This is a genomic window from Pseudomonas sp. BJP69, from assembly GCF_007633355.1.
Lineage (GTDB): Bacteria > Pseudomonadota > Gammaproteobacteria > Pseudomonadales > Pseudomonadaceae > Aquipseudomonas > Aquipseudomonas juntendi.
This window is the reverse complement of sequence record NZ_CP041933.1, coordinates 319,648-344,809: the sequence shown is the minus strand read 5'-3', so window position 1 is coordinate 344,809 and position 25,162 is coordinate 319,648. Positions and strand designations below refer to the sequence as shown.

General features: G+C 62.0%; 18 protein-coding genes and 2 pseudogenes. 4 read left to right on the top strand and 16 right to left on the bottom strand.

What is annotated here, in order from left to right; all coding sequences use genetic code 11:
• Positions 1 to 49 precede the first annotated feature (49 nt).
• Positions 50 to 928 carry an RHS repeat-associated core domain-containing protein gene (locus FPB55_RS01595; protein WP_144187408.1) on the top strand — a complete coding sequence of 293 codons (879 nt, stop codon included), beginning with the start codon at positions 50 to 52 and terminating at the stop codon, positions 926 to 928.
• Positions 929 to 1,396: 468 nt separating this feature from the next.
• On the opposite strand, the gene fdhA is transcribed toward FPB55_RS01595, so the two are convergent.
• From fdhA to FPB55_RS01555, 7 genes are all read right to left on the bottom strand, one after another.
• The gene (fdhA, locus tag FPB55_RS01590; RefSeq protein ID WP_009683378.1) at positions 1,397 to 2,596 is read right to left on the bottom strand and encodes a formaldehyde dehydrogenase, glutathione-independent; all 1,200 of its coding nucleotides are present in this window, start codon (positions 2,594 to 2,596) and stop codon (positions 1,397 to 1,399) included.
• A 401-nt stretch (positions 2,597 to 2,997) separates the two neighbouring features.
• On the bottom strand, positions 2,998 to 3,855 hold the full coding sequence (gene purU / locus FPB55_RS01580) for a formyltetrahydrofolate deformylase (RefSeq protein WP_009683377.1): 858 nt from the start codon (positions 3,853 to 3,855) through the stop codon (positions 2,998 to 3,000).
• Positions 3,856 to 3,867: 12 nt separating this feature from the next.
• Positions 3,868 to 4,500 carry a sarcosine oxidase subunit gamma family protein gene (gene soxG / locus FPB55_RS01575; protein ID WP_009683376.1) on the bottom strand — a complete coding sequence of 211 codons (633 nt, stop codon included), beginning with the start codon at positions 4,498 to 4,500 and terminating at the stop codon, positions 3,868 to 3,870.
• A gap of 179 nt (positions 4,501 to 4,679) precedes the next feature.
• The gene (locus FPB55_RS01570) at positions 4,680 to 7,694 is read right to left on the bottom strand and encodes a sarcosine oxidase subunit alpha (protein ID WP_047150218.1); all 3,015 of its coding nucleotides are present in this window, start codon (positions 7,692 to 7,694) and stop codon (positions 4,680 to 4,682) included.
• Positions 7,691 to 8,026 (bottom strand): sarcosine oxidase subunit delta, encoded by a 336-nt coding sequence (locus FPB55_RS01565; protein WP_009683373.1) that lies wholly within the window; start codon positions 8,024 to 8,026, stop codon positions 7,691 to 7,693. The genes FPB55_RS01570 and FPB55_RS01565 overlap by 4 nt, the downstream gene beginning before the upstream one ends.
• Positions 8,027 to 8,040: 14 nt before the next feature.
• Complete coding sequence (locus FPB55_RS01560; protein WP_003255680.1) at positions 8,041 to 9,291, bottom strand: sarcosine oxidase subunit beta family protein; 1,251 nt, start codon at positions 9,289 to 9,291, stop codon at positions 8,041 to 8,043.
• 15 nt (positions 9,292 to 9,306) lie between these two features.
• Positions 9,307 to 10,560 carry a serine hydroxymethyltransferase gene (locus FPB55_RS01555; RefSeq protein ID WP_009683372.1) on the bottom strand — a complete coding sequence of 418 codons (1,254 nt, stop codon included), beginning with the start codon at positions 10,558 to 10,560 and terminating at the stop codon, positions 9,307 to 9,309.
• A 342-nt stretch (positions 10,561 to 10,902) separates the two neighbouring features.
• On the opposite strand from FPB55_RS01555, the gene FPB55_RS01550 reads away from it, so the two are divergent.
• Positions 10,903 to 11,943 carry a low specificity L-threonine aldolase gene (locus FPB55_RS01550; RefSeq protein WP_009683371.1) on the top strand — a complete coding sequence of 347 codons (1,041 nt, stop codon included), beginning with the start codon at positions 10,903 to 10,905 and terminating at the stop codon, positions 11,941 to 11,943.
• 106 nt (positions 11,944 to 12,049) lie between these two features.
• On the opposite strand, the gene FPB55_RS01545 is transcribed toward FPB55_RS01550, so the two are convergent.
• The 3 genes from FPB55_RS01545 to FPB55_RS01535 form a co-directional block, all read right to left on the bottom strand.
• A complete protein-coding gene (locus FPB55_RS01545; RefSeq protein ID WP_144187406.1) occupies positions 12,050 to 13,987 on the bottom strand; it encodes a methyl-accepting chemotaxis protein in 1,938 nt (645 codons plus the stop codon).
• Between the two features lie 203 nt (positions 13,988 to 14,190).
• The gene (locus FPB55_RS01540; RefSeq protein WP_029886391.1) at positions 14,191 to 14,493 is read right to left on the bottom strand and encodes a cell division protein ZapA; all 303 of its coding nucleotides are present in this window, start codon (positions 14,491 to 14,493) and stop codon (positions 14,191 to 14,193) included.
• Positions 14,490 to 14,720 (bottom strand): hypothetical protein, encoded by a 231-nt coding sequence (locus FPB55_RS01535; protein ID WP_009683367.1) that lies wholly within the window; start codon positions 14,718 to 14,720, stop codon positions 14,490 to 14,492. Before FPB55_RS01535 ends, FPB55_RS01540 begins: the two co-directional genes overlap by 4 nt.
• Positions 14,721 to 14,999: 279 nt before the next feature.
• Between FPB55_RS01535 and FPB55_RS01530 the strand changes: the two are divergent.
• Positions 15,000 to 15,488, top strand: a pseudogene (locus tag FPB55_RS01530) (MCP four helix bundle domain-containing protein); the annotation flags it as partial.
• Positions 15,489 to 15,570: 82 nt separating this feature from the next.
• On the opposite strand, the gene FPB55_RS01525 reads toward FPB55_RS01530, so the two are convergent.
• The 3 genes and pseudogenes from FPB55_RS01525 to gbcB form a co-directional block, all read right to left on the bottom strand.
• Complete coding sequence (locus FPB55_RS01525) at positions 15,571 to 16,659, bottom strand: IS3 family transposase (protein ID WP_238706615.1); 1,089 nt, start codon at positions 16,657 to 16,659, stop codon at positions 15,571 to 15,573.
• Positions 16,656 to 16,943: pseudogene (locus tag FPB55_RS26885) on the bottom strand (transposase); the annotation flags it as partial. The gene FPB55_RS01525 and the pseudogene FPB55_RS26885, both read right to left, overlap by 4 nt.
• 121 nt (positions 16,944 to 17,064) lie before the next feature.
• The gene (gene gbcB, locus FPB55_RS01520; protein WP_009682911.1) at positions 17,065 to 18,165 is read right to left on the bottom strand and encodes a glycine-betaine demethylase subunit GbcB; all 1,101 of its coding nucleotides are present in this window, start codon (positions 18,163 to 18,165) and stop codon (positions 17,065 to 17,067) included.
• Positions 18,166 to 18,460: 295 nt separating this feature from the next.
• On the opposite strand from gbcB, the gene gbcA reads away from it, so the two are divergent.
• Positions 18,461 to 19,753, top strand: coding sequence for a glycine-betaine demethylase subunit GbcA (gene gbcA, locus FPB55_RS01510; protein WP_009682910.1), 1,293 nt, complete (start codon positions 18,461 to 18,463; stop codon positions 19,751 to 19,753).
• A 1,246-nt stretch (positions 19,754 to 20,999) separates the two neighbouring features.
• Here gbcA and FPB55_RS01505 read toward each other — a convergent pair.
• Genes FPB55_RS01505 through dgcB form a run of 3 tightly spaced genes read right to left on the bottom strand, consistent with a single transcriptional unit; the run spans position 21,000 to position 24,965 of the window.
• The gene (locus FPB55_RS01505) at positions 21,000 to 21,770 is read right to left on the bottom strand and encodes an electron transfer flavoprotein subunit beta (protein ID WP_029886395.1); all 771 of its coding nucleotides are present in this window, start codon (positions 21,768 to 21,770) and stop codon (positions 21,000 to 21,002) included.
• A gap of 10 nt (positions 21,771 to 21,780) precedes the next feature.
• Positions 21,781 to 23,013, bottom strand: a complete 1,233-nt coding sequence (locus tag FPB55_RS01500; RefSeq protein WP_144187402.1) for an electron transfer flavoprotein subunit alpha/FixB family protein — start codon at positions 23,011 to 23,013, stop codon at positions 21,781 to 21,783.
• A complete protein-coding gene (gene dgcB / locus FPB55_RS01495) occupies positions 23,013 to 24,965 on the bottom strand; it encodes a dimethylglycine demethylation protein DgcB (protein ID WP_009682905.1) in 1,953 nt (650 codons plus the stop codon). The genes FPB55_RS01500 and dgcB overlap by 1 nt, the downstream gene beginning before the upstream one ends.
• Positions 24,966 to 25,162 lie beyond the last annotated feature (197 nt).

The following is a 25,162-nucleotide window of genomic DNA, read 5'->3' as shown; positions in this document are numbered from 1 at the left end:
CAATGATTCGCGCAGCATCAAACACTCCGACAACTGTTAGGTGAATATCATGTCGAACAAAACGAACGAAAGAACCGAACCAGCTTACGGAGCGACCGGCCTGCGCTTGGAAGAATTGTCAAATGACAATTCTTTACTCTTCTATCAAAATAGTCATCTAAACACCACGATATCTCCGCACGGGTACCGTCATATTGTTCGCGTGCAAGATACAGCTTTGGCGCAACTCGAAAGCGCGCAGGCGGCAAAGATAATGACGAGCGATCGCGCCAATTCTGTCTTGGGCGTACTAGACAAAGTCGTGACGTACTCACCTTACGGCCATCTGGATGCCACGGAAGACGCGGTGCTATTGGCCTTTAACGGTCAGTGGCGTGACCCGCGGACTTTATGCTACCTATTAGGTAGCTATCGGCTGTTCAGTCCGCAACTACAGCAGTTCTGTAGCCCAGACTCTTTTAGTCCCTTTGCTAGTGGTGGCTTGAATACTTACAACTACTGCGCCGGCGACCCCATAAACTATACGGACACTTCAGGCCATAGAGCATCCAAAATATTCAGGCGCTTGTTCTCCAACAATACAACCCGAACTTTAGAGTACCGGCACTACGATGAAAAAACTGCAGCTTTACGCAAAATCGCCTCTAATAAAAATAAACAGTTAAAAAAACTGAAAGATGAAGTGACTCGCAGTAACCCCAGCACTTCGAAAGGCGCGGGAAATCCCCTGGGAAAGCCGGAACAGCCCGCACTGAATCGTCAGGAACTTCACAAAAAGTTAGCCCTCGCCAGCGAAGAGCGGAAAAAATCACTGGAACACTATAAAAGAAACAGAACCAAACTTGTGGCGGCAGCAAATAGAATCCTCGCTGCCCAGCCCATGAACTTATCCGAACGAGCTACCCGCATCAGATTCAATATTGAGTAGCGGGCATGCATGAAATTTGAGGCGCTGCATGCGCGACTCAAGGGGGGCTTGACCCAAATGCAGTTGCCTTCTGAGCCGCGGATTCTGCATTAAGGGCTTCAAGCCTTGCGCTGCCTGAGCTGGCTTTATCGCGGGCCAGCCCGCTTCCAAGGGCTTGGTATAAGCCTTACAGGTTGTTATTTCTAGCAGTCTCGAAATCCCGCCTGCAGTTCTAAATGTTCAGGCCCACTACAACAGGTCAAATCAGACATGAACAAACTTAGCGCGAAAGCTATCGAGAAAGTCAGGTGCCAAGCAGCACACCATCTTCCACAATGGCGAACGACCTCTGGCAGAGCTGAGCACAAGTCAGACGAAAGGCGGTGGCTTGCTAGTCGCTGATGGCGAAAGCTCTGCCCTTAGGGTGCTCGCCCCAGGGGACCACAAAAAAGCCCCTCGACCTGAGGGGCTTCCTGTTTCGTTACGCGATCACGCCGCGCCCCACATCTTGTGCGGGTCGATCACAAACTTCTTCGGCACTCCGGCATCAAACTCGCCGTACCCTTCCGGCGCCTGGTCCAGGTTGATCACCTGCACGCCCACCACTTCGGCAATGTTGATGCGGTCCCACATGATCGCCTGCATCAACTGGCGGTTGTACTTCATGGTCGGGGTCTGGCCGGTGTGGAAGCTGTGCGACTTGGCCCAGCCCAGGCCGAAGCGGATGCTCAGCGCGCCGATCTTGGCGGCAGCGTCCACCGCGCCCGGGTCTTCGGTCACGTACAGGCCCGGGATACCGATGTTGCCGGCTACGCGGGTAACCTGCATCAGCGAGTTCAGCACGGTGGCCGGGGCTTCGTGCTTGGCACCTTCATGGCCATGGCCGCGGGCCTCGAAGCCAACGGCGTCAACGGCGCAGTCCACTTCCGGCTCGCCGAGGATATCGACGATCTGCTCGTGCAGCGGGGTGTCCTTGGACAGGTCGACCACCTCAAAGCCCTGCGACTTAGCGTGAGCCAGACGGGCCGGGTTGAGGTCGCCGACGATGACGCAAGCGGCGCCCAGCAGGCGCGCCGAGGCAGCGGCGGCCAGGCCGACCGGGCCGGCGCCAGCGACATATACGGTGCTGCCTGGGCCTACGCCGGCAGTGACGGCGCCGTGGTAGCCGGTTGGCAGGATGTCGGACAGGCAAGTCAGGTCACGGATCTTCTCCATGGCCTTGTCGCGCTCGGGCAGTTTCAGCAGGTTGAAGTCGGCATAGGGCACCAGCACGTATTCCGCCTGGCCGCCGGTCCAGTCGCCCATGTCGACGTAGCCGTAGGCACCGCCGGCGCGGGCCGGGTTGACGGTCAGGCACACACCGGTGTGCATCTCTTTGCACGAGCGGCAACGGCCGCAGGCAACGTTGAACGGTACCGAAACCAGGTCGCCGATCTGCATGCGCTCGACGTCGCTGCCTTTCTCGACGATTTCACCGGTGATTTCATGGCCCAGAACCAGGCCGACCTGGGCAGTGGTGCGGCCGCGGACCATGTGCTGGTCGGAGCCGCAGATGTTGGTGGAGACCACCTTCAGGATCACGCCATGCTCGATTTTCTTGCCGCGTGGGTCCTGCATTTTCGGGTAGTCGATCTTCTGCACCTCGACCTTGCCGGCGCCGAGATATACCACTCCACGATTGCCAGACATGCTCTTACCTCGCTTGATTTTTATTTATGCAGCGGTGGTTGAACGCGCCGCCATCCTTGGGCGGCATGTGTTTCTGGATGAGGGGAATTGTGGGCCGGATGGGGCCGGGTGCACTGACTGGGAGCGACAGGGAGATGCCATTTAGCGGCAGGTTTGTCGTTGGAAGGTATGGGGGGCAAACAGAGGTGCTGGCCTGTACCGGCCTCTTCGCGGCTGAAGCCGCTCCTACAGGTAAATCACAGCCTTCGAGGCCTGTGATATCCCTGTGGGAGCTGGCTTGCCGGCGGTCACCGGCGTAGCCGGTGCCACACACCGCGTCGCCTGCTTCGCGGGCTTGCCCGCTCCCACAGGTAGTGCGCTGGCTTTGAGTTCACGCAATACCTGTAGGCCGGTACAGGTTATTACAGAACTACAGTCCGGTTGGCGTTGAGGAACACCCGCCGCTCGATGTGATACCCCACCGCCCGCGCCAGGGTCAGGCATTCGATGTCGCGGCCCTTGGCGATCAGGTCTTCCGGGTAATGGCTGTGGTCCACCACCTCGACGCCCTGGGCAATGATCGGCCCTTCGTCGAGGTCGTTGTTGATGTAGTGCGCCGTGGCACCGACCATCTTCACCCCCTTGTTGTACGCCTGGTGATATGGCTTGGCGCCCTTGAAACCCGGCAACAACGAGTGGTGGATGTTGATCGCCCAGCCGTCCAGGCGCCGGCACAGCTCAGGCGACAGCACTTGCATGTAGCGCGCAAGAATCACCAGCTCGGCACCGGTTTCCTCGATGACCTGCAACACCTTGCGCTCTTGCCCAGGCTTGTCCTTGGGGTCGAGGGCAAAGTGGTAATACGGGATCTTGTGCCAATGCGCCAAGGGTTCGAGGTCGGGGTGGTTGGACACCACCGCGACCACGTCCATGCCCAGTTGGCCAATGCGCTGGCGATACAGCAGGTCGTTCAGGCAGTGGTCGGCCTTGGACACCATGATCACCACTTTGGGGCGGTGATTCGGGGCGGTCAGCTCGAACACCATGCCGAACGCTTCGCCGCGCTCGGCAAGGCCGGCGCGAAAGCCGGCTTCATCGAAATCGTCCGGCTGGCGAAACTCCACGCGAATGAAGAAACGCCCCGACTGCCGGTCGTCGAAGGAGTGGTGCTCCGTCACGTAGCAGCGCTGCTCGAAGAGGTAACGCGTCACCACGTCGACGGTGCCGAGCATGCTCGGGCAGTCGGCGGTGAGAATCCAGGTATCCGGTGCCCGACTCATGTTCTGCGCTCCTTAAGCCTCGATGCTCAGGCCGTACTCGGCCGAAGCGTCCTGCAGCCACAGCCACCAGTAGTCGGCGAAGCTGCGGCGAATCACCAGTTCCCAGGTGTCTTCGGCAGTACGGCGGATCACCAGTTGCGACTTGGCGAACACGGTGCCGACGGCCTTGCCCACCGGGAAGTTGTTCGGGTGAACATCATAGCTGGTGGACTTCATCAGCACTTCACGTACATGGGGGCCGCGCAGTTCCAGCAGGCTTTGCCCGCCGCTCACATTGACCACCTGGATGTGCTGGCCTTCGAGGGCTGCACGCAGCTTTTGCTCGACCGCCAGTTCCTGGCCGCCAGGCACGATCAGCAGCCACTCATCGGGGCCGACCCATTGCAGCGACGTGTCGCCGTTGGCCACCACGGTCAGCGCTACAGGCAACTCCAGGCCCAGGGCCTTGTGTACACCCGCGGCGAATTCCGGGTCATGACCATCGCCGCGCAGGGTCAGGTGGCCGAGAAACTTCTTTTCGCGCAGGGTTACGCCTGCGTTCTTGCGGCCTTTGCCAACCAGGCTGGCCAGGTCGGCGTGGTGCAGTGGCGACTGGGCCTTGGCCTCGGCGCCGGGGTTTTGCTGGAAGACGTTGATAGCGCTCATTTCTTACCTGCCTTGAATTCTGGTTCGTCGATGCGACGCAGCGTTTGTGTTGGGGCTACCGGCCCTGTCGCCGGCAAGCCAGCTCCCACAGGGAACTCACCAACCTTCAAAGCTGCATCGATCCTGTGGGAGCTGGCTTGCCGGCGATTGGGCCTGGCCTGCCCGCACAGGGCCCGGAGTCAAACGTTCTGCCGCTCACCCTTCGGATCGAAGAACACCGAAGACACGATTTCCGCCTCGATCACGCTGCCATCCGCCTGCGGCGAGTAGACGCGCTCGCCCATGCGCTTGAGGCCGCCTTTGACTACGCCCATGGCGAACGAGTAGCCCAGCGAGTTGGACGCATAGCTGGAGGTCACGTGGCCAACCATGTCCATCGGGATCGGCTGCTTGGGATCGAATACCAGCTGGGCGCCTTCCGGCAGCCACTTGGTCGGGTCGATCGGCTTCAGGCCCACCAGCTGCTTGCGGTTTTCACGCACGCAGTCTTCGCGGTTCATGCCACGCAGGCCGATCCACGAGAACGGCTTGTTGCGGCCTACGCACCAGCTCATGTTCAGGTCGTCCGGGTTCATCGAGCCGTCGGTGTCCTGACCGACGATGATGAAGCCCTTCTCGGCGCGCAGAACGTGCATGGTCTCGGTGCCATACGGGGTCAGGTTGTACTTCTTGCCCGCCTCGATGATCTGTTCCAGCACGCCCATGGCGTAGTTGGCCTGCACGTTCACTTCGTACGACAGCTCGCCGGTGAACGAAATACGGAACACCCGCGCCGGTACACCGCCTACGTTGCCTTCCTTCCAGGTCATGAACGGGAAGGCTTCCTTGTCCATGTCGATGTCGGTCAGCTCGCTGAGCAGCTTGCGGCTGTTGGGGCCGGACAGGGTCATGGTGGCCCAGTGGTCGGTGACCGAAGTGAAGTACACCTTCAGCTCTGGCCATTCGGTCTGGTGGTACAGCTCCATCCACTGCAGCACGCGTGCAGCGCCGCCGGTGGTGGTGGTCATGATGAAGTGGTTGTCGCCGACGCAGGCGGTTACGCCATCGTCGAAGACCATGCCGTCTTCCTTGCACATCAGGCCGTAGCGGGCCTTGCCCACGTCGAGCTTGGTCCAGGCGTTGGTGTAGATGCGGTTGAGGAACTCACGGGCATCCGGCCCCTGGATGTCGATCTTGCCCAGGGTGGAGGCGTCCAGCAGGCCCACGCTGTCACGCACGGCCTTGCATTCGCGGGCCACGGCAGCATGGATATCTTCACCAGCCTTGGGGAAGTACCAAGGGCGCTTCCACTGGCCGACGTCTTCGAACTCGGCGCCGTTCTTCACGTGCCAGGCATGCAGGGCGGTGAAGCGTACGGGCTCGAACAGGTGACCACAGTGGCGGCCCGCTACCGCGCCGAAGGTGACCGGCGTGTAGTTGGGGCGGAACATGGTGGTACCCATTTCCGGAATGGTAATGCCGATGGAACGCGCAGCAATGGCCAGGCCGTTGATGTTACCCAGCTTGCCCTGATCGGTACCAAAGCCCAGCGCGGTGTAGCGTTTGACGTGCTCGACCGACTCGAAACCTTCACGGGTAGCCAGCTCGATACCAGCGGCGGTCACGTCGTTCTGCTGGTCGACGAACTGCTTCGGCCCTTTGGTGCCCTTGTCGTGCGGTACCAGGAACAGCGCCACGGTGGCCTCTTCCTTGCGCGCAACGGTTTTCGGCAGGGTGCCAACGGTGGCCTTGAAACCAGCTTCGGTGGCCGCGCGAACGCCGCCTTCGAAACCATCGGCAATCACATCGCCCAGGGCGTAGACGCCATTGATGCCACCCACGCATTCGCGTTTTTGCGGCGCATCGCCCGGTACGAAACCGAGGATGTCGTCACGCCATACCGGGCGACCGCCCAGGTGCGATGCCAGGTGAACGATCGGGCTGTAACCGCCCGACGAGGCGATCAGGTCGCACTCGAGGGTTTCACCAGGGCTGGTGACCTTGTGCGCCTGCACATCGATCGCCGCCACACGGGCGCCGGTCACGTGCTTGCTGCCCTTGGCCTCGATCACGGCACTGGAGGTAAGGATGCGGATGCCTTTGGCACGCGCTTCTTCAACCAGCGAACCACGCGGGTTGTGGCGGGCATCGGCAATGGCGACCACTTGCAGGCCGGCATCGTGCCAGTCCAGCGCCGCGCGGTAGGCGTGGTCGTTGTTGGTCGACAGCACCAGCTTGCGGCCCGGGGCCACGCCGTAGCGGCGTACGTAGGTGGACACGGCACCGGCCAGCATGTTGCCCGGCACGTCGTTGTTGCCGTACACCAGCGGGCGCTCGTGGGCGCCGGCAGCCAGTACCACGCGCTTGGCGCGCACACGGTGCACGCGGTGGCGTACCTGGCCGATCGGGGCGCGGTCGCCGAGGTGGTCGGTGAGGCGCTCGTGAATGGTCAGGAAGTTATGGTCGTGGTAGCCGTTGACCGTGGCACGTGGCAGCAGGGTCACTTCCGGGAGGCCTTCCAGCTCTTTGACCACGGCGCTGACCCATTCGGCGGCAGGCTTGCCGTCCAGGGTTTCGCGGGTATCGAGCAGGCTGCCGCCGAACTCTTCCTGTTCGTCGGCCAGGATCACCCGGGCACCGCTGCGCGCGGCGGCCAGGGCTGCTGCCAGGCCAGCAGGGCCGGCACCGACGATCAGCACGTCGCAGTGCTGGTTCATGTAGTCGTAGCTGTCCGGGTCGTTCTGCAGCGGTGCACGGCCCAGGCCGGCTGCCTTGCGGATGTACTTCTCGTAAGTCATCCAGAACGATTTGGGGTACATGAAGGTTTTGTAGTAGAAGCCCGGCGGCATCATGCTGCCGCCGACCTTGCCCAGGATGCCCATGACGTCGTTGTTGACGTTCGGCCAGCCGTTGGTGCTGGTGGCGACCAGGCCTGCATACAGCGCCTGCTGGGTGGCACGCACGTTGGGGATCTGGGTGGCTTCGCTGGAGCCGATCTGCAGGATGGCGTTCGGCTCTTCGGTACCGGCGGCGATGATGCCGCGGGGGCGCGAGTACTTGAAGCTGCGGCCAACGATGTCGACGCCGTTGGCCAGCAACGCGGCGGCCAGGCTGTCACCGGCATAACCCTGGTAGGTCTTGCCGTTGAAGGTGAAGTTCAGGACCTTGCTGCGGTCGATACGGCCGCCGCTGGCGAGGCGATAGGTCTGGCTCATACTTTTTCCCCTTGGCCTTTGACGGCGGACGGTGCGCTGGCAGCTTTACCGTTGGCGGTCACTTGCGGCTTTTCGCCAATCTTGTAGGTTTCCAGAATTTCGTAGGTCACGGTGTCGCGGGTGACGTTGAAGTACTGGCGGCAGCCGGCAACGTGGTCCCACAGTTCGTGGTGAATACCGCGTGGGTTGTCACGGTAGAACATGTAGGTACCCCACTCCTCGTCGGAGCAGGCAGCCGGGTCCAGCGGGCGGGCGATGTGCGCCTGGCCAGAGGCGTGGAACTCTTCTTCGGAGCGCAGCTCGCCGCAGTGGGGACAGAAAATATGCAACATGACGGTGTCTCCGGTTAGTGGGCGACGGCGGCGGCGCCGTGTTCGTCGATCAGTGCGCCGTTGTAGAAGCGGTCCATGGAGAACGGCGCAGCCAGTGGGTGCATTTCGCCCTTGGCCAGGCTCGCGGCAAAGACGTTGCCCGAACCCGGGGTCGCCTTGAAGCCGCCAGTACCCCAACCGCAGTTGAAGAACATGTTCTTGACCGGGGTCTTGGTGATGATCGGGCAGGCGTCCGGCGAGGTATCGACGATGCCGCCCCACTGGCGGTTCATGCGAACGCGCGACAGGTTGGGGAACATTTCGACGATGGCTTGCAGGGTATGCTCGATCACCGGGTACGAACCGCGTTGGCCGTAACCGACCCAGCCGTCGATACCGGCACCGATCACCAGGTCGCCCTTGTCGGACTGGCTGATGTAGCCGTGCACGGCGTTGGACATGATCACGCTGTCGATGATTGGCTTGATCGGCTCGGAAACCAGGGCTTGCAGCGGGTGCGATTCGAGCGGCAGGCGGAAGCCGGCCAGCTTGGCCATGTGCCCCGAGTTACCGGCGGTGACCACGCCGACGCGCTTGGCGCCGATGAAGCCCTTGTTGGTTTCCACGCCGATGACGGCACCGTTTTCCTTGCGGAAACCGATCACCTCGGTTTGCTGGATCAGGTCCACACCCAGGGCATCAGCGGCACGGGCAAAGCCCCAGGCCACGGCGTCGTGACGGGCCACGCCGCCGCGGCGCTGCACGGTGGCGCCAAGGATCGGGTAGCGGGTGTTCTTCGAGCAGTCCAGGTAGGGGATTTCGGCCGCGACCTGGGCGGTGTTCAGCAGCTCGCCATCCACGCCGTTCAGGCGGTTGGCCGATACGCGACGCTCGGAGTCACGCATGTCCTGCAGGGTGTGGCACAGGTTGTACACGCCGCGCTGGGAGAACATGACGTTGTAGTTGAGGTCCTGGGACAGGCCCTCCCACAGCTTCATGGCGTGCTCGTACAGGTGGGCCGACTCGTCCCACAGGTAGTTGGAGCGCACGATGGTGGTGTTACGCGCAGTGTTGCCACCGCCCAGGTAGCCTTTTTCGATCACGGCCACGTTGGTGATGCCGTGTTCCTTGGCCAGGTAGTAGGCCGTGGCCAGGCCATGGCCGCCACCGCCAACGATCACCACGTCGTAGACCTTTTTAGGGGTCGGCGTGCGCCACATGCGCTGCCAGTTCTCGTGGTGGCTGAGGGAGTGTTTGAAAAGGCCGAAGCCCGAATAGCGTTGCATTGTCGTTTACTCCACTCAGCGGTAAACAGGGAAATCAGCGCACAGCGCCGCGACGTTCTTCGCCACATCGGCTTCCACGTCTGCGTCACCGAGGTTGTCGAGGATGTCGCAGATCCAGCCGGCCAGGGCCACGCACTGGGTGACCTTGAAGCCGCGGGTGGTGACGGCCGGGGTGCCGATGCGCAGGCCCGAGGTCACGAACGGCGATTGCGGGTCGTTCGGCACGGCGTTCTTGTTAACGGTAATGTGCGCGCGGCCCAGGGCGGCGTCGGCATCCTTGCCGGTGAGGCCCTGACGAATCAGGCTGACCAGGAACAGGTGGTTGTCGGTACCGCCGGACACCACGTCATAGCCACGGTCGATGAACACCTGGGCCATGGCCTGGGCGTTTTCGATCACTTGTTGCTGGTAGGCCTTGAAGCCAGGTTCCAGGGCTTCCTTGAAGCACACGGCCTTGGCGGCAATTACGTGCATCAACGGGCCGCCCTGGGCGCCCGGGAAGACCGCGGCGTTGAGCTTCTTCTCGATCTCTTCGTTGGCCTTGGCCAGGATCAGGCCACCACGCGGGCCACGCAGGGTCTTGTGGGTGGTGGTGGTCACCACATCGGCGAACGGGATCGGGTTCGGGTACAGGCCAGCGGCGACCAGGCCTGCCACGTGGGCCATGTCGACGAACAGCAGTGCGCCCACTTTGTCGGCGATGGCGCGGAAGCGCGGGAAGTCCAGGGTCTTGGAGTAGGCCGAGAAACCGGCAACGATCATTTTCGGCTTGTGCTCGACGGCCAGGCGCTCGACTTCGTCGTAGTCGATCAGGCCAGTATTGGTGTCGATGCCGTATTGCACAGCGTTGTACAGTTTGCCCGAGGACGACACTTTGGCGCCGTGGGTCAGGTGGCCGCCGTGGGCCAGGCTCATGCCGAGGATGGTGTCACCAGCCTGCAGCAGCGCCAGGTAGACAGCGCCGTTGGCCGACGAGCCGGAGTGCGGCTGAACGTTGGCGTAATCGGCGCCGAACAGTTGCTTGGCGCGCTCGATGGCCAGGGCCTCTACCTTGTCGACGTGCTCGCAGCCGCCGTAGTAGCGCTTGCCTGGGTAGCCTTCGGCGTATTTGTTGGTCAGGCCGCTGCCTTGGGCCTGCATCACGCGCTTGGAGGTGTAGTTTTCCGAGGCGATCAGCTCGATGTGGTCTTCCTGGCGCTGCTCTTCGGCATTCATCGCCGCCAGCAGTGCATCATCGTAACCCTGGATCTGGTCTTGCTTGCTGAACATCGTGTATCTCCCGGCAGCGATCGTTTTTTGTCGTGGGGCACTGCGGCCCTTTGTGGCGATGTTATGACTGGGCGGGGTAGGTCAGATGCCTGCGCACGCCTTGCAATGGCGCGTTTACGACATTCGTTTTTTTGCCGTTGCTGCCGGCCCGTTCGCGGGCATGCCCGCTCCCACAGGTATGGCGGTGTTCTGAGGGCTTGAGGTAGCCCTGTGGGAGCGGGCTTGCCCGCGAAGCGGCCAGCGCAGGCAACCCAGCAACCGACTGTTGCACAGCTTGTATAGGCAACCGCCGAATCGATGGTTTAGAGTGCTGATCTGCGTCGTTCACAGGACAGTAGTGTCATGACAGACAAGAGCCAACAATTCGCCAGCGACAACTATTCCGGCATCTGCCCCGAAGCCTGGGCGGCGATGGAGAAGGCCAACCACGGCCACGACCGCGCCTATGGCGACGACCAATGGACCGAGCGCGCGGCCGAGTACTTCCGCAAGCTGTTCGAAACCGACTGCGAAGTGTTTTTCGCCTTCAATGGCACTGCCGCCAACTCCCTGGCCCTGGCCTCGTTGTGCCAGAGCTACCACAGCGTGATCTGCTCCGAGACCGCCCACGTCGAAACCGACGAATGCGGCGCACCCGAGTTCTTTTCCAACGGTTCCAAGCTGCTGACCGCAGCCAGCGTGCACGGCAAGCTGACGCCGGCGTCCATCCGCGAAGTGGCGCTCAAGCGCCAGGACATCCATTACCCCAAGCCCCGCGTGGTCACCATCACCCAGGCCACCGAGGTCGGCACGGTCTACCGCCCCGACGAACTCAGGGCCATCAGCGCCACCTGCAAGGAACTGGGCCTTAACCTGCACATGGACGGCGCGCGCTTCACCAATGCCTGCGCGTTCCTGGGCTGCAGCCCGGCGGAGCTGACCTGGAAGGCCGGCGTCGACGTGCTGTGCTTTGGCGGCACCAAGAACGGGATGGCGGTGGGCGAGGCGATCCTGTTCTTCAACCGCCAGCTGGCCGAGGACTTCGGCTACCGCTGCAAGCAGGCGGGGCAACTGGCGTCGAAAATGCGCTTCCTGTCGGCGCCGTGGGTGGGGCTGCTGGAAGGTGGCGCCTGGCTGCGCCATGGCAGCCACGCCAACCAGTGCGCGCAGCTGCTGGCATCTTTGGTGAGTGATTTGCCGGGGGTCGAGCTGATGTTCCCGGTGGAGGCCAACGGGGTGTTCCTGCAGATGCCGGAGCACGCCATTGAAGCACTGCGCGGCAAAGGCTGGCGGTTCTATACCTTTATTGGCAGCGGCGGGGCGCGGTTCATGTGCTCGTGGGATACCGAGCAAGAGCGGGTGCGTGAGCTGGCGGCGGATATCCGCAGCATAATCACCGCCTGACAGATTGCATTCGCGGGCATGCCCGCTCCCACAGGGTTACCGCCGCCTTCGAGCGCTGTGCAGTACCTGTGGGAGCGGGCAAGCCCGCGAAGAGGCCAACCCCCAACTAAAGTTTGAACCCACCCATCTGCCGCGCCAGGTCATCAGCCAAGCTACGCAACGCCTGACATTCCTCCCGGCACCCTTGCACCTCGGCCGCCGTATCCCGCGCCAGATCGGAAATCCCCTGCACCGTGCGGTTGATTTCCTCGGTCACCGCCGACTGCTCTTCAGTCGCCGTAGCCACCTGGTGGTTCATGTCGCTGATGTGCTCCACCTGATCAGTAATCGCACCCAGCGACGCCCCTGTACGCTGGCTCGCTTCCACACCGGCGCCCGTCGCCTGTTGCCCTGCCTGCATCGAAGTCACTGCAGAACCTGCCCCTTGCTTGAGGCGCTGGATCATCTGCTGCACTTCATCGGTGGACAACTGCGTGCGCCGGGCCAGCGTCCGTACTTCATCGGCGACCACGGCAAACCCGCGGCCCATGTCCCCTGCCCGCGCAGCTTCGATGGCAGCATTCAGCGCCAACAGGTTGGTCTGCTCGGAAATACTGCGGATTACCGCCAATACTTCATCGATCGAGGCCACTTCATCGGCCAACTGGCTGACTGCATCGGCGGCCTTGCCAATGTCGCCCGACATGCCCTCGATGCCCCGGACCGACCGCTGCACCACCTCGCGCGCCTGCAATGCCTCATCCCGTGCCGCCTGCGACGCTTGAGCTGCCTGACCGGCGTTGCGCGCAATGTCCTGCACGGTCAGGCCCATCTCGTGCACGGCGGTGGCGACCATTGCGGTCATGTCTTGCTGGCGCCCAGAGCGCTCGGCGGTGTTGTCCACTACCTGTGTCACCTGCTCCACAGCCCGGTGCAGGCGCTCGGAAGTATTCAGTACCTCGCCGATCAGGTCGCGCTGGCTGCCCTGGAAGCGGTTGAAGCCACGGGCCAGGTCGCCCAGCTCATCCGGGCGTGAGTCATCCAGGCGCTGGCTGAGGTCGCCCGCACCGCTGCCAATCTGCACCAGCGCAGCGGTGACGCGCCGCAGCGGCCGCACCAGGCCGCGTGCCAGCAACACCACCAGCAGCAACGATACCAGGGCCACGGCGCCACCAATCAGGCTGGTCAGCCATACCGCCTGTTGCATGGGGGCGTAAATTTCCGCTTCCGGCACTTCGGCGACCAAGGTCCAGTTCAGGTCACGCAAAGGCAAGCCAAAGGCCAGGTATTGTTCGCCGTCACGCTCGAAGCGGCCGCTGCGCAGGCTGGCGCCGCCGCTCATTACCGCCTTGGCGGCCTGGGCGCCAAGCTGCTCGCCGAGCTGGCGCTTGCCACTTAACGCTGCTTCCGGGTGCACCTGGACAAGGCCATCGTTGCGCACCAGAAATACCTTGCCATGCTCGCCGAAACTGAAGTCGTGGATCAGTTTCGACAGTTCGGTCATTTGCAGGCCCATACCGGCCACGCCGACCAACCGGCCGTTCTTTTCCACGCGGTAGTCGATGAACAGCGCCAGCTCGCCCGTGGAGCCGTCGACATCGATGTTGATGAACCGCTCGGCACCGCTGTCGACGTAGCCGTAGAACCAGCTGTCCTTGGGGTTGCTGCGGTCGAGGGTTCGGTCCAGGCCATTTTCGTTGTAGTAATGGCCGGTTTCGGTCGCCACGAACAGGGTGGTGAACGCCCGGTTGCGCTGCTTGGCTGCCGTGAGGTATTCGAGAAACTGCGGGACCTGGGCGGGGTCTTCACCGGCGGCAAGCCAGTCGCGCAGCAGGGTATTGCCGGCAATGTCCGCCGCTGCCACCAGCGGCTGGCCCAGCATGTGTTCGATTTCGTTGCGGATGGCCTCGATGCTGGCCGGCAGGGCGGTATCTATCAGGTAACGCTCGGTGAGGCGATTGAGTGCCACGGTGAAGATGATGACCACCACCAGGATGCTCGCCAGCAAGGCACCACCCATGCTGGTTATCAATTGCCACTGGATGCTCTTGCGCCAGAAACCCATGCCCTACCCCCCGCAACATTATTGTTTTGCGAGAAGTGTATACACTTGAGTATTCAGTTAATCCAGTCATTGGGGACAATGCACAGGAACTTGGGGCTGCTTTGCAGACCATCGCGACACAAGGCCGCTCCTACAGGGGTCGGGTTAACCCTGTAGGTGCGGCCTTGTGTCGCGAAAGGCGGGCGTAGCGCCCAAACGATTGATCAGGACTCTGCGATTGTGCGGACGATGGCATCCACGGTCGCGTCGATCTGCGCCTGGGTGCGCGCCAGGGTTTGCTGGTGTTCTTTCTGCAACTCGACCTGCCTGGAGCAAAGGTTGAGGGCAGCCAGTACCAACAGCTTGTCACCGATCAATGTCGGGTACTGGCGCTTGGTTTCGTTAAGGGCAGTGTTGAGCATCCGTACCGCCTGGGCCAAGGTTTCTTCCTGGCCTTCGGGCGCCTTGATCGAATAGTCGATGCCGAGAATCGACACGACATTGATCGGCTGCTCTTGCAGTCTCATGCGCCGACAACGCCCGCACTGGCGCGCTCAACCAGGGCCTGGATGCGTGCGGCGGTGGCGCCGTTCTTTTCTTCCTGCTCCATCAGCGACAGCTGCAGGGTTTCGTTTTCTTCCTTGGCCTGGGCCAGTTCCTGGCCAAGGGCGGTGTTCTGCTCGGCAAGTTGAGCGTTCTTCTGCATCAGGTCGCTGACCAGTTGCTCGATTTGATTCAGGGAAGCTTCCAGCATGGGTCTATCTCAGGTTGTTGCGAGGGGCGCACACGATAAAGAAAACTGCCGCCCATCGCCATTAAATATCGGATTCACAAGGTTGCTGACCCGCAGATTGACAGAGGAACCACCCCCTTGTTCCGACCTGGGTCAACCGCCGGTCAGGAAATGGTTAGCGCCCTCATAATTATTTCGCAGCCGCACTCAAGACTCGGCGGCCACGTCCAATAGCCCGGCAAGCCCCATTTCGTCGCATCTCCAGCACCCCTCCTCTTCCTTGCCTGGAACCCTTCTGCCATGTCTCTACGCAACATGAATATCGCCCCGCGCGCGCTACTTGGCTTCGCGTTGATTGGCCTGTTGATGCTCGGCCTCGGCATCTTTTCGCTGGTCCAAATGGGCAACATCCGCCAGGCAGGCGAGGTCATCGAGCAGGACAACGTACCGAGCATCAAGATTCTGGATGAGCTGACCGGGCTGAACCTGCGCATGCGCACGCTCTCGTACCGCCTGCTAGTCAACCGCGATGCTCAGACCCAGCGCGATACCCTGAACCTGCTCGACCAGCGCAATGCCCAGATGGACCGCGCCCGCGAGGCCTACGTGCCCATGATCCGCGCCGACGACGAACAGGCAGCCTTCGACCAGCTCAGCCAATACCGCCAACTTGAGTCGCGTATGCGCACCCTCAGCCAGGAGAACCGCCTCGATGAACTGAGCGACATGCTGAACCGCGACCTGATGGCCAACTCCGAGCAGATGAACAAGGTCATGGACACCCTGCTACCTGGGGCCGCTTTGCGGCCCATCGCGACACAAGGCCGCTCCTACAAAATGAGGTGCGCCCCATTTGTTGGACAATCTTTGATTAGGCTGCTGCGGCCTGATTCCTGTATGCCACGGGACTCAGGCCGGCCAGCCCCATCTTGATTCGGTCATGGTTGTAGTAATCGATGTACTCATCGATTGCAGCGCTCAGATCCTCGATGCTGGCGAAACGCTGACCATGATACATCTCGGTCTTCAGTGTGCCGAAGAAACTCTCCATTCGCGCATTGTCCAGGCAATTGCCTTTGCGTGACATGCTCTGCTCCAGTCCCATCTCCTCTAGTCGATTCCGGTAGCGGTAGTACTGATACTGCCAGCCCTGGTCGGAGTGCAGCATAGGCCTGGCCCCTTCCGGTAGCCGTGACAACGCCTGCTCGAGCATCTGACCGACCAATGGATAGTGCGGCGAGGTGTCGATCTGGTGCGCCACGATCTCACCATTGAACAGGCCCAGCACCGGAGAGAGATACAGCTTTTCACCCGCCACCTTGAATTCGGTCACGTCCGTTACCCACCTCCTGTTTGGCTCCTCTGCCGTAAACTTGCGCTCCATCTTGTTGGGAGCGATGCGTCCGGGCTCGCCACGATAGGACTTGTACTTCTTCACGCGCACCGTGCATTTGAGGTCGAGTTCGGCCATCAGTCGCCGCACGACCTTACTGTTAACTGCGTGGCCGACGCTGTGCAATGTCGCTGTCATGCGCCGATAGCCGTAGCGACCTTTATGCCGCTGCTGAATCTCACGGATACGGTCCTTGAGCGCAGCCAGCTTGTCACCGGCGGCCATCAACTTGCGCTGGTAGTAATACGTACTGCGCGCCAGTCCGGCCAGCTTGAGCAGGCCGTCGAGCGGGAAGCGGGTGCGCAGGGCCGAGATGATCAGGACTTTTTCTTCTCGGCCCTCTTCTGTCTCGCCTTCTCCTCGCGCAGTTCTTTTAACTTTTTTAGGTAGGCGATCTCCATCTCGGCGTGACGCAGCTTGGCCAGCAGTTCGGCGTACGAGAGTTCTTCCTCGGACTTGGGCGAGGTGCTGGCGGGTGGGGTGGATGGTTTGATCATGACGTTTCGCGGTCCCTTGTTCCCTGCTATCAGAGCTTTGATACCGCCACTGTAGTACTGCGCTTCCCATATGCCTATCTGGCTGGAATGCGTCAGGTTGAAAACAGCCGCCGTTTCGCGCAACGACAACTTGTCGCGCCATTTTCGCTCAAGCACCGAGAGCTTGAACTCAGGGCTGAAAGTCTGCGCGTGTCTGGACAGGCTGGCCTCGCCATGGATGCGGTAGGCCTGTACCCAGCGGCGCAGTAAGGAGGGATCCATCTGGAACTGTGCGGCTATGAAACGGTAGCCAATGCCACGTTGCAGAAAAGCCTGGATGGCGGAAAGCTTGAACTGTCTGGTGTACTTGCTCATATGAAACGCCCCTGAGGTTGGATTTTTGTCCAACGTCAGGGGCGCAGTTCAAGGGACCGCGATCGCCTGTGGGAGCGGCCTTGTGTCGCGATGGGCTGCGCAGCAGCCCCCCAATTGCGGATCAGTAATCGATCCGCACATCCCCTTTCGGCACGCTGCAGCACGACAGGATGTAGCCCTCGGCTTCGTCCTCTTCGGTGATGCCGCCGTTGTGCTCCATTTCCACTTCGCCACCCAGCTTGAGCACCTTGCACGTACCGCAAATGCCCATGCCGCAGGCTTTCGGGATCATCAGGCCAACCTTGGCTGCCGCGGCATGCACGGTCTCGCCCGGGGCAATGCGAATGCTCTTCTCGCTGCCGATGAACTCCACCAGGTTGAGGTCGGAGACGTCCAGCTCTGGGGCATCGGCCGCCTGCTCGGCGTGTTCCACGGCGTCGGCCTTGGCCTCTGGCGGCGTGGCGCCGAACGATTCCTCGTGGTAATTGGCCATGTCGAAGCCGACCGCTTCCAGCAGGCGCTTGACCGCGTTCATGTACGGCGTCGGGCCGCAGCAGAACACCACGCGCTCCATGTAGTCCGGCGCGATCAGCTCCATCAGCCGCTGGTTCAGGTACCCGCGGTAACCCGCCCACGGCTCACCCAGGCCATGCTTTTCGCAAATGATGTGCAGGCTGAAGTTGGGGATACGCGAAGCCATCTGCTCCAGCTCGCGGTGGTAGATGATGTCCTTCGGCGAGCGGGCGCTGTGCACGAACACCATGTCGACATTGGCGTTGGTGTCGTAGAACCAGCGCGCCATCGACATCACCGGGGTAATGCCCACGCCGCCCGACAGGTACAGCACCTTGCCCGAAGGGAAGTCGATGGCATTGAACAGGCCCACAGGGCCGTGCACCGGCACCTCGAGGCCTTCGTGCATGGTGTCGTGCAGGAAGTTCGAGACCAGCCCGCCCGGCACGCGCTTGACGGTGATCGAGAAGCTGTACGGCACCGATGGCGAACTGGAGATGGTATAGGAACGCATCACCGGCTTGCCTTCGATCTCCAGCTCCAGGGTGACGAACTGCCCTGGCTTGAAGAAGAACATGATTGGCTGGTCGGCCATGAAGCAGAAGGTGCGCACGTCCCAGGTCTCCTGGATGACCTTGACGCAGCGCACGATGTGGCGGCCATTGGCCCAGGTCTGGGTAGTGACCGGATTGAGGAAGGTATCGGACATGTTCATCTCCAGCGGCCGACTATGGCCCTTTTTATGGCTGCGATAATGCGCAAGCTGAACACGACGCACATTCCTGCCTGCGACATCGACGTGCTTATCGCGACCAGGCCCGTGGCACAAGGCCTGGCGCGTCGTTATTCAATTCGGCCATGTCGCCCATGGATACGGTTCACGACGTCTTCGGACGCACACTCCACGGCAAAACAACATGCTGTTTTTTCAACGACAGCCTTGCGGCACCACCACAACGATTAGCCACCTTTTGCCGGCCGCGCACGGCCCCGAGGAATACACGATGGACGTCACCGCAACCCTGAGCCTGGGCGATCCACTTGAACCTGCACGCAAGGCTACCGCCGAGATGCTGCAGACCCGCGAGCGCACCTACTCGCTGCCCCAGCCGTTCTACACCGACGAGCGTCTGTTCCAGATCGACATGCAGGAAATCTTCCATAAGGAATGGTTGATTGCCGGCATGACCTGCGAGATCCCGGCCAAGGGCAACTACATCACCCTGCAGATCGGCAAGAATCCGATCATCGTGGTGCGCGGTGCCGAAGGCAAGGTGCATGCCTTCCACAACGTCTGCCGCCACCGCGGCTCACGCCTGTGCGTCAGCGAAAAAGGCAAGGTGGCCAAGCTGGTGTGCCCATACCACCAGTGGACCTACGAGCTGGACGGCCGCCTGCTGTTCGCCGGCACCGAGATGGGTGCCGACTTCGACATGAACCAGTATGGCCTCAAGCCCGTGAACGTGAAGGTCGCAGGCGGCTACATCTTCATCAGCCTGGCGCAGAACCCGCCAGCCATCGACGAGTTCCTGGCCACCCTGGACCACTACATGGAACCGTACGACATGGAAAACACCAAGGTGGCGGTGCAGACCACCTTGATGGAAAAGGCCAACTGGAAGCTGGTACTGGAAAACAACCGCGAGTGCTACCACTGCAACGGTTCGCACCCGGAGCTGCTGCAAACCCTGCTGGAATGGGACGACACCAACGACCCGCGCGCCAGCCAGGAATTCAAGGACCACGTGGCCGCCTCTGCCGCCGCCTGGGAAGCCGAGAAGATCCCTTACCTGCACAAGAGCCATGGCCTGCGTAACCGTATCGTGCGCATGCCGCTGCTCAAGGGCACCGTGTCGATGACCATGGACGGCAAGCAGGCCTGCCAGAAACTGATGGGTCGCATCAAGAACCCGGACCTGGGCTCGATGCGCATCCTGCACCTGCCGCACTCGTGGAACCACTGCATGGGCGACCACATGATCGTGTTCACCGTATGGCCGATCAGTGCCCAGGAAACCATGGTCACCACCAAATGGCTGGTGCACAAGGACGCTGTGGAAGGCGTGGACTACAACCCGGAAAACATGCGCAAGGTGTGGGACGCCACCAACGACCAGGACCGTCGACTGGCCGAAGAGAACCAGCGCGGGATCAACTCCACCGCGTACCAGCCTGGGCCGTACTCGAAGACTTACGAGTTTGGCGTGGTCAACTTCATCGACTGGTACAGCCAGCGGGTGTTGAACAACCTGGGAGCGGAGCCGGCGCCGTACCTGAAGGAAGTGCAGGCGCAGTAAGAATCACCCGCCACCTGACAACGCTCTGCCTGCTTTGGGCGGAGCGCGTCAGGCTTGCCCAAATCACTGTAAATCACTGCTATTCAGGGACGTCATAGGGGCCCGTCCTCCAAGACCTTATCCTGGCCGCAGCTGCTGCAACCCCTCGCCCTACATATGTAAATGCGCGGCCTACGCTAGATAGCATCTCATCCAACATCGTGACATCCATGACCGTCTCCAGAGCTACTCCTGGGATTTCCCTCGGGTATTGCCACAGGTACTTGACCAGGTCACTGGCTGACACGTAGTTGCCAAAGTATCCGCCGCTCAGATTAGTGCCTGCATTGAACAAGCCCAGTACATCCGTTGCCGTCTGAGAGGCCGGGCTCAGACCAGAGATCGCAGCGTACAGCTGCGCTGCAGTACCAGTGCCCCCTGTAAAGAGGAATTGCTGGTTTGCAACCCTGCTGAAATGGGGCAACTCGCTATGAGTAGCGCCACTCTCCATCCCCCGATTGGTAGCTGCTTCCCGAAAAGCGGCTCTGCGCTTCACTACATTTTGACCGGTACGTGCCAGCCACCAAAAGCCAGGACGGGTGCTGGGCTGGTTTTCCGGAAGCCGTAGGGTGAATAAGCGTGCAGACTTGGCAACACCGAGCGCTGTAGATCTGTCGTCAGTAAATAAGTTGCCATAGGTTATCCACAGGTATGAGCTGGCAGGAATACCGTAGCGGTCACAGGAAGGTTTGCCTACTGGCCTAAATGTCAGGGGAAATGGCTGATCATTTTTTGGTCAAATCCACCAAGGCGCCATGACTGTAGGGCTACAGAAGACTCCGTACACCTTACCCACAGAAACACCAACAGAGTTTGTGGGCAAAACGCGAAAGCGCAGCGATTGGGTTGTGGATAAGCGATTCAAGGCCTTGATAATCATGAATCAGAAGGCCACCGATTCAATTTGATTATTTTTTGATCAATTCTTCTCAAGCCACGACCTGCGCGGGTTTCAGATAGTACCGAACAGATTATCCACAGAGCAGCTAACAGTGATTGTGGGCAAAACCCTATAGAGCCAGGCTCATCTATGACTTATAAGCCGAGTCAGCGCTGATCAAGCCTGCGCGATTCATTGTAGGAGCGGCCTTGTGTCGCGATGGGCTGCGCAGCAGCCCCTGGATTTCGAGCCTGACTCAAGATTGCCGGGGCTGCTGCGCAGCCCATCGCGACGCAAGGCCGCTCCTACAAGGGATCGCGTGAAGCCTTAACGCAGCACGCCCTCTTCCACCAGCAGCTTGAGGATGGCCTCAGCACCTTCCTGTGGCGAAACGTCCTTCAGCACCTTGCCACCGCCACCACTGGCCTTGGCCGTCGCTGCCTTCATGCGATCGGCACCGCTCTTGGCCTTGATCACCTTCAACCGCTTGGGCCGTGGCCGGGCCGGTTGCAGCTCTGCCTCGGCCAGCAGCTCGTCGTCGACAATGGCCACGTTACGTGCCGCCAATACGCCCCGGCGTGCCGGGCCAAAGGCACTCTGGCGTGGCTTGGGTGCGGCGTTATCCACAGTCGCCAGCAGCGGCAGGCGAACCTTCAGCCGGCGCCGCTGCCCGCGTGGCAGAGCCTGCAGGACCTGGGCGGTGCCGTTGTCGATCGACTCCACCTCGGCCAGCCCTACAATCAACGGCCAACCCAGCTTCTCCGCCAGCAGGAACGGCAACATGCCCGACCCCTCGCCCGTCTCTGCCTGGCTGCCGGTCAGTACCAGTTGCGCCCCGGCATCGCGCAGGTAATCCCCCAGCACGCCCAGCACATCGGCACCGGCCGGTTGCTCCAGCACGTCCAGGTGCTCAAGGCCCATGCCCAGGTAGGCGCGCAGCGCTTCTTCACGAGGGTCGCCGGCATGCACCACCTGCAAGTTATCCCCAGCCAGCTGCAAGCCCAGTTCCACGGCGCGGGCATCCTGTTCGGCGCGGCGGGCGCGGCCGGAGCTGGGGTGGGCACCGATGGAAACCAGGCTGATCACTTTCGTACTCATGCTCGTGCCCTTATGCCGCGTCGCGCTGGCCGCCGCTGCGGTAGTTGTCCACAGCTTCGATCAACGCCTTGAGAATCGCCGAGCTGTCGCCAATTACCGACAGGTCAGCCCGTTTGATCATGTCGCAGCCCGGGTCCATGTTGATCGCCACCACCTTGTCGCAGGCACCGATGCCCTGCAGGTGCTGGATCGCGCCCGAGATACCCACAGCCACGTAAACCCGTGCAGTGACCCAGGTACCGGTGGCACCCACCTGACGGTTGCGCGGCATGAAGCCATCGTCCACCGCCACCCGCGAGGCGCCTTCGGTCGCACCGAGGGCGGCAGTGGCTTTATGGTACAGGTCCCAGTCCTTGACGCCGTTGCCGCCCGATACGATGAACTCGGCTTCGGCCATGGCGATGGTGGCCGGGTCTACAGCCACCGAGCCAAGGTCCTCGATGCGCGACAGGCTGCGCGCGATGCTTGTGGACAACTCCACCGGCAACGCTTCATGGCGGGTTTCGCTGACCGGCTCGGCACACTCGGCCGCCGCCAGGATAAGCCGTGGCACGGCGCGTTGCAGGTCTTGCTGGCCGGCACCGGCACGGCCAATGCACTGGCCGTCCTTGACCTGCCAGACCCGCGTCGCCGGGCGCTCGCCGAGGGACGCACCCAGGCGCCGGCCCAGCTCGCCGCCACCGCTGCGGCTGTCGGGCAGCAGCCAGTGGCGCGGATTGAACTGGTTATCCACAGCGCGCAGGCCCTGCACCAGTTGCTCCGGCGCATAACCTGCAAATTCCTCGCCTTCGAGCACCAGCAGGCGATCGACACCGGCTGTGGAAAAGTTGCTTTCCTTGTGTTCGCCAAACACCACTGCCAGCACGGCGCCGTCGCTGCCGGCCAGGCTATGGGCCAACCCGAGCAGGTCGCGGTCGTGGCTGCTCAGGCGGCTGCCGACCATGTCTGGCACTACGGCAATGTAGAACGCCGGCTCAGGCACCTGGTGCAGCGGCAACTTGACCTCGGCCGCCGCGGTGCGTCGGCCGCCCACAGCCGTGCCCTGCTGGGCGCCACTGCGGTCGATACGCTTGAGGCCGGCCGGGCCCACAAAGCCTGCGGCGAGCGCATGTGGGTTCTTGCGGATGATGCCGTTGGGGCCCATCCAGCTGGTCTGTTGCGTCTGCATCGCAGCATGCAGCGGATGCAGACGGTTACGGGCGATCCACTCGGCGCGTGGGTCGCGGCGGACAATGTCGCTCATCAGTGCACCTCCGCAGGTTCACGTTTGGCCGCTTGCGGCTTGGCGGCGGCAGGCGCGTCTTCTTCGATCAACACATCAGCCACCAGCTCGGCCAGGTCCTTGATCTGTGGGCGCGGTTCGACCACGCCTTCGAGCATGGCAGTGCACTGTGGGCAACCCACGGCTACCAGCTCAGCCTTGGTTTCGCGGATGTCGTCCATGCGCATGTCCGGAATACGCTGCTTGCCGGGGATGTCGGTGATCGGCGCACCGCCGCCACCGCCACAGCACCGGGAACGGAAGCCCGAGCGCTCCATTTCGCGCACTTCGATACCCAGCGCCTTGAGCACCGCACGCGGGGCTTCGTACTCGCCGTTGTAACGGCCCAGGTAGCACGGGTCGTGGTAGGTGACACTGCCACCCTTGTGCTGGCCCAAATTCAGCTTGTTGGCGGCGATCAGCTCGGCAATGTAAGTGCTGTGGTGCTGCACCTGGTAGTCGCCGCCCAATGCACCGTATTCGTTCTTCAACACATGGAAGCTGTGCGGGTCGCAGGTGACGATACGCTGGAACTTGTACTTGGCCAGGGTCTGGATATTGCGCTTGGCCAGTTGCTGGAAGGTCGCTTCGTCGCCCAGGCGGCGCGCCACGTCGCCGCTGTCGCGTTCTTCCAGGCCAAGCACGGCAAAGTCGACACCCGAGGCCTTCAGCACTTTGACGAACGAGCGCAAGGTGCGCTGGTTGCGCATGTCGAATGCGCCATCGCCCACCCAGAACAGCACCTCGGTGGTTTTCACCTCCGACAGCAGTTGCAGGTTAAGGTCGGCGGCCCAGTTCATACGCCCGCCAGGCGCGAACCCGCCAGGGTTGTCGGTGGCGATCAGGTTGTCCAGCACCTCGGCGCCCTTGTTCGGCGTGGCACCCTTCTCCAGGGTGAGGTGGCGGCGCATGTCGACGATGGCATCGACGTGCTCGATCATCATCGGGCACTCTTCGACACAGGCACGGCAGGTGGTGCACGACCACAGCGTTTCAGCGTCGACCAGGCCATTGACGATTGGCTGGTGCGGGCTGCCGCCGTGCTCGCCAATCGGCTTGCCAGGGTACGGGCTGCCGGCGAACTGGGCGTCGGTGCCACCGGCCAGGCCGATGACCATGTCCTGGATGAGCTTTTTCGGGTTCAACGGCTGGCCGGCGGCAAAGGCCGGGCACATGGCTTCACATTTGCCGCACTGCACGCAGGCATCGAAGCCAAGCAACTGGTTCCAGGTGAAGTCCACCGGTTTTTCCACGCCCAGCGGCGCGTTGGGGTCTTCCAGGTCCAGCGGCTTGAGGCCGGTGGAGCGGCCACCGCCAAAGCGTTCGGCGCGGCGGTGCCAGGCCAGGTGCAGGGCACCGGCGAAGGCGTGCTTCATCGGGCCGCCCCAGGTCATGCCGAAGAACAGCTCGGACACGCCCCACAGCACGCCCAGGCCAAGGATGCCGACCATCACCCAGCCACCGGTGTTGGCCGGCAGGATGCCAGCAACCGGCAGGGTGGCGATGAAGAAGCTCACGGCAAACGCCAGCAGGCTCTTGGGCAGGCGCATCCACGGGCCCTTGGACAGGCGCGAAGGCGGGTTGAGACGGCGCTTGAAGACAAAAATGGCACCGCTGAACATGATCACCGTGGCGACCAGCAGCGCGTAACCAAGGATCTTGCTCTGCAGGCCAAAGCCGTGCACCAGGATCGCCAGCACGGCCGACAGCACGAAGCCGCCTGCGGTGGCCACGTGGGTCTTGGACATGTACTTGTCGCGCTCGACCACATGGTGCAGGTCCACCAGGTAGCGGCGCGGCATGGCCAGCAGGCCGCCGATCAGGTCGACCTTGGAGGCCCGGCCACGTCGCCACATACGCACCCGGCGCAAGGCGCCGAGCACTGCCAGGCCAAGGGCAGCGAACAGCAGGATGGGTAACAGGGTGTTCAACATGGGAGGCTCCCACAACAGCTGGATTCTTGCGCCACCTCAAGGGCGGCGCGGACCCCTGTAGGAGCGGCCTTGTGTCGCGAAAGGGCCCTGAAGCGGCCCCAGCATTCTCAGCGCTGATGAATTGCTGGGGCCGCTTCGCAGCCCTTTCGCGACACAAGACCGCTCCTACAGGGGGGCCAGTCCCGTCTCTAGATAGA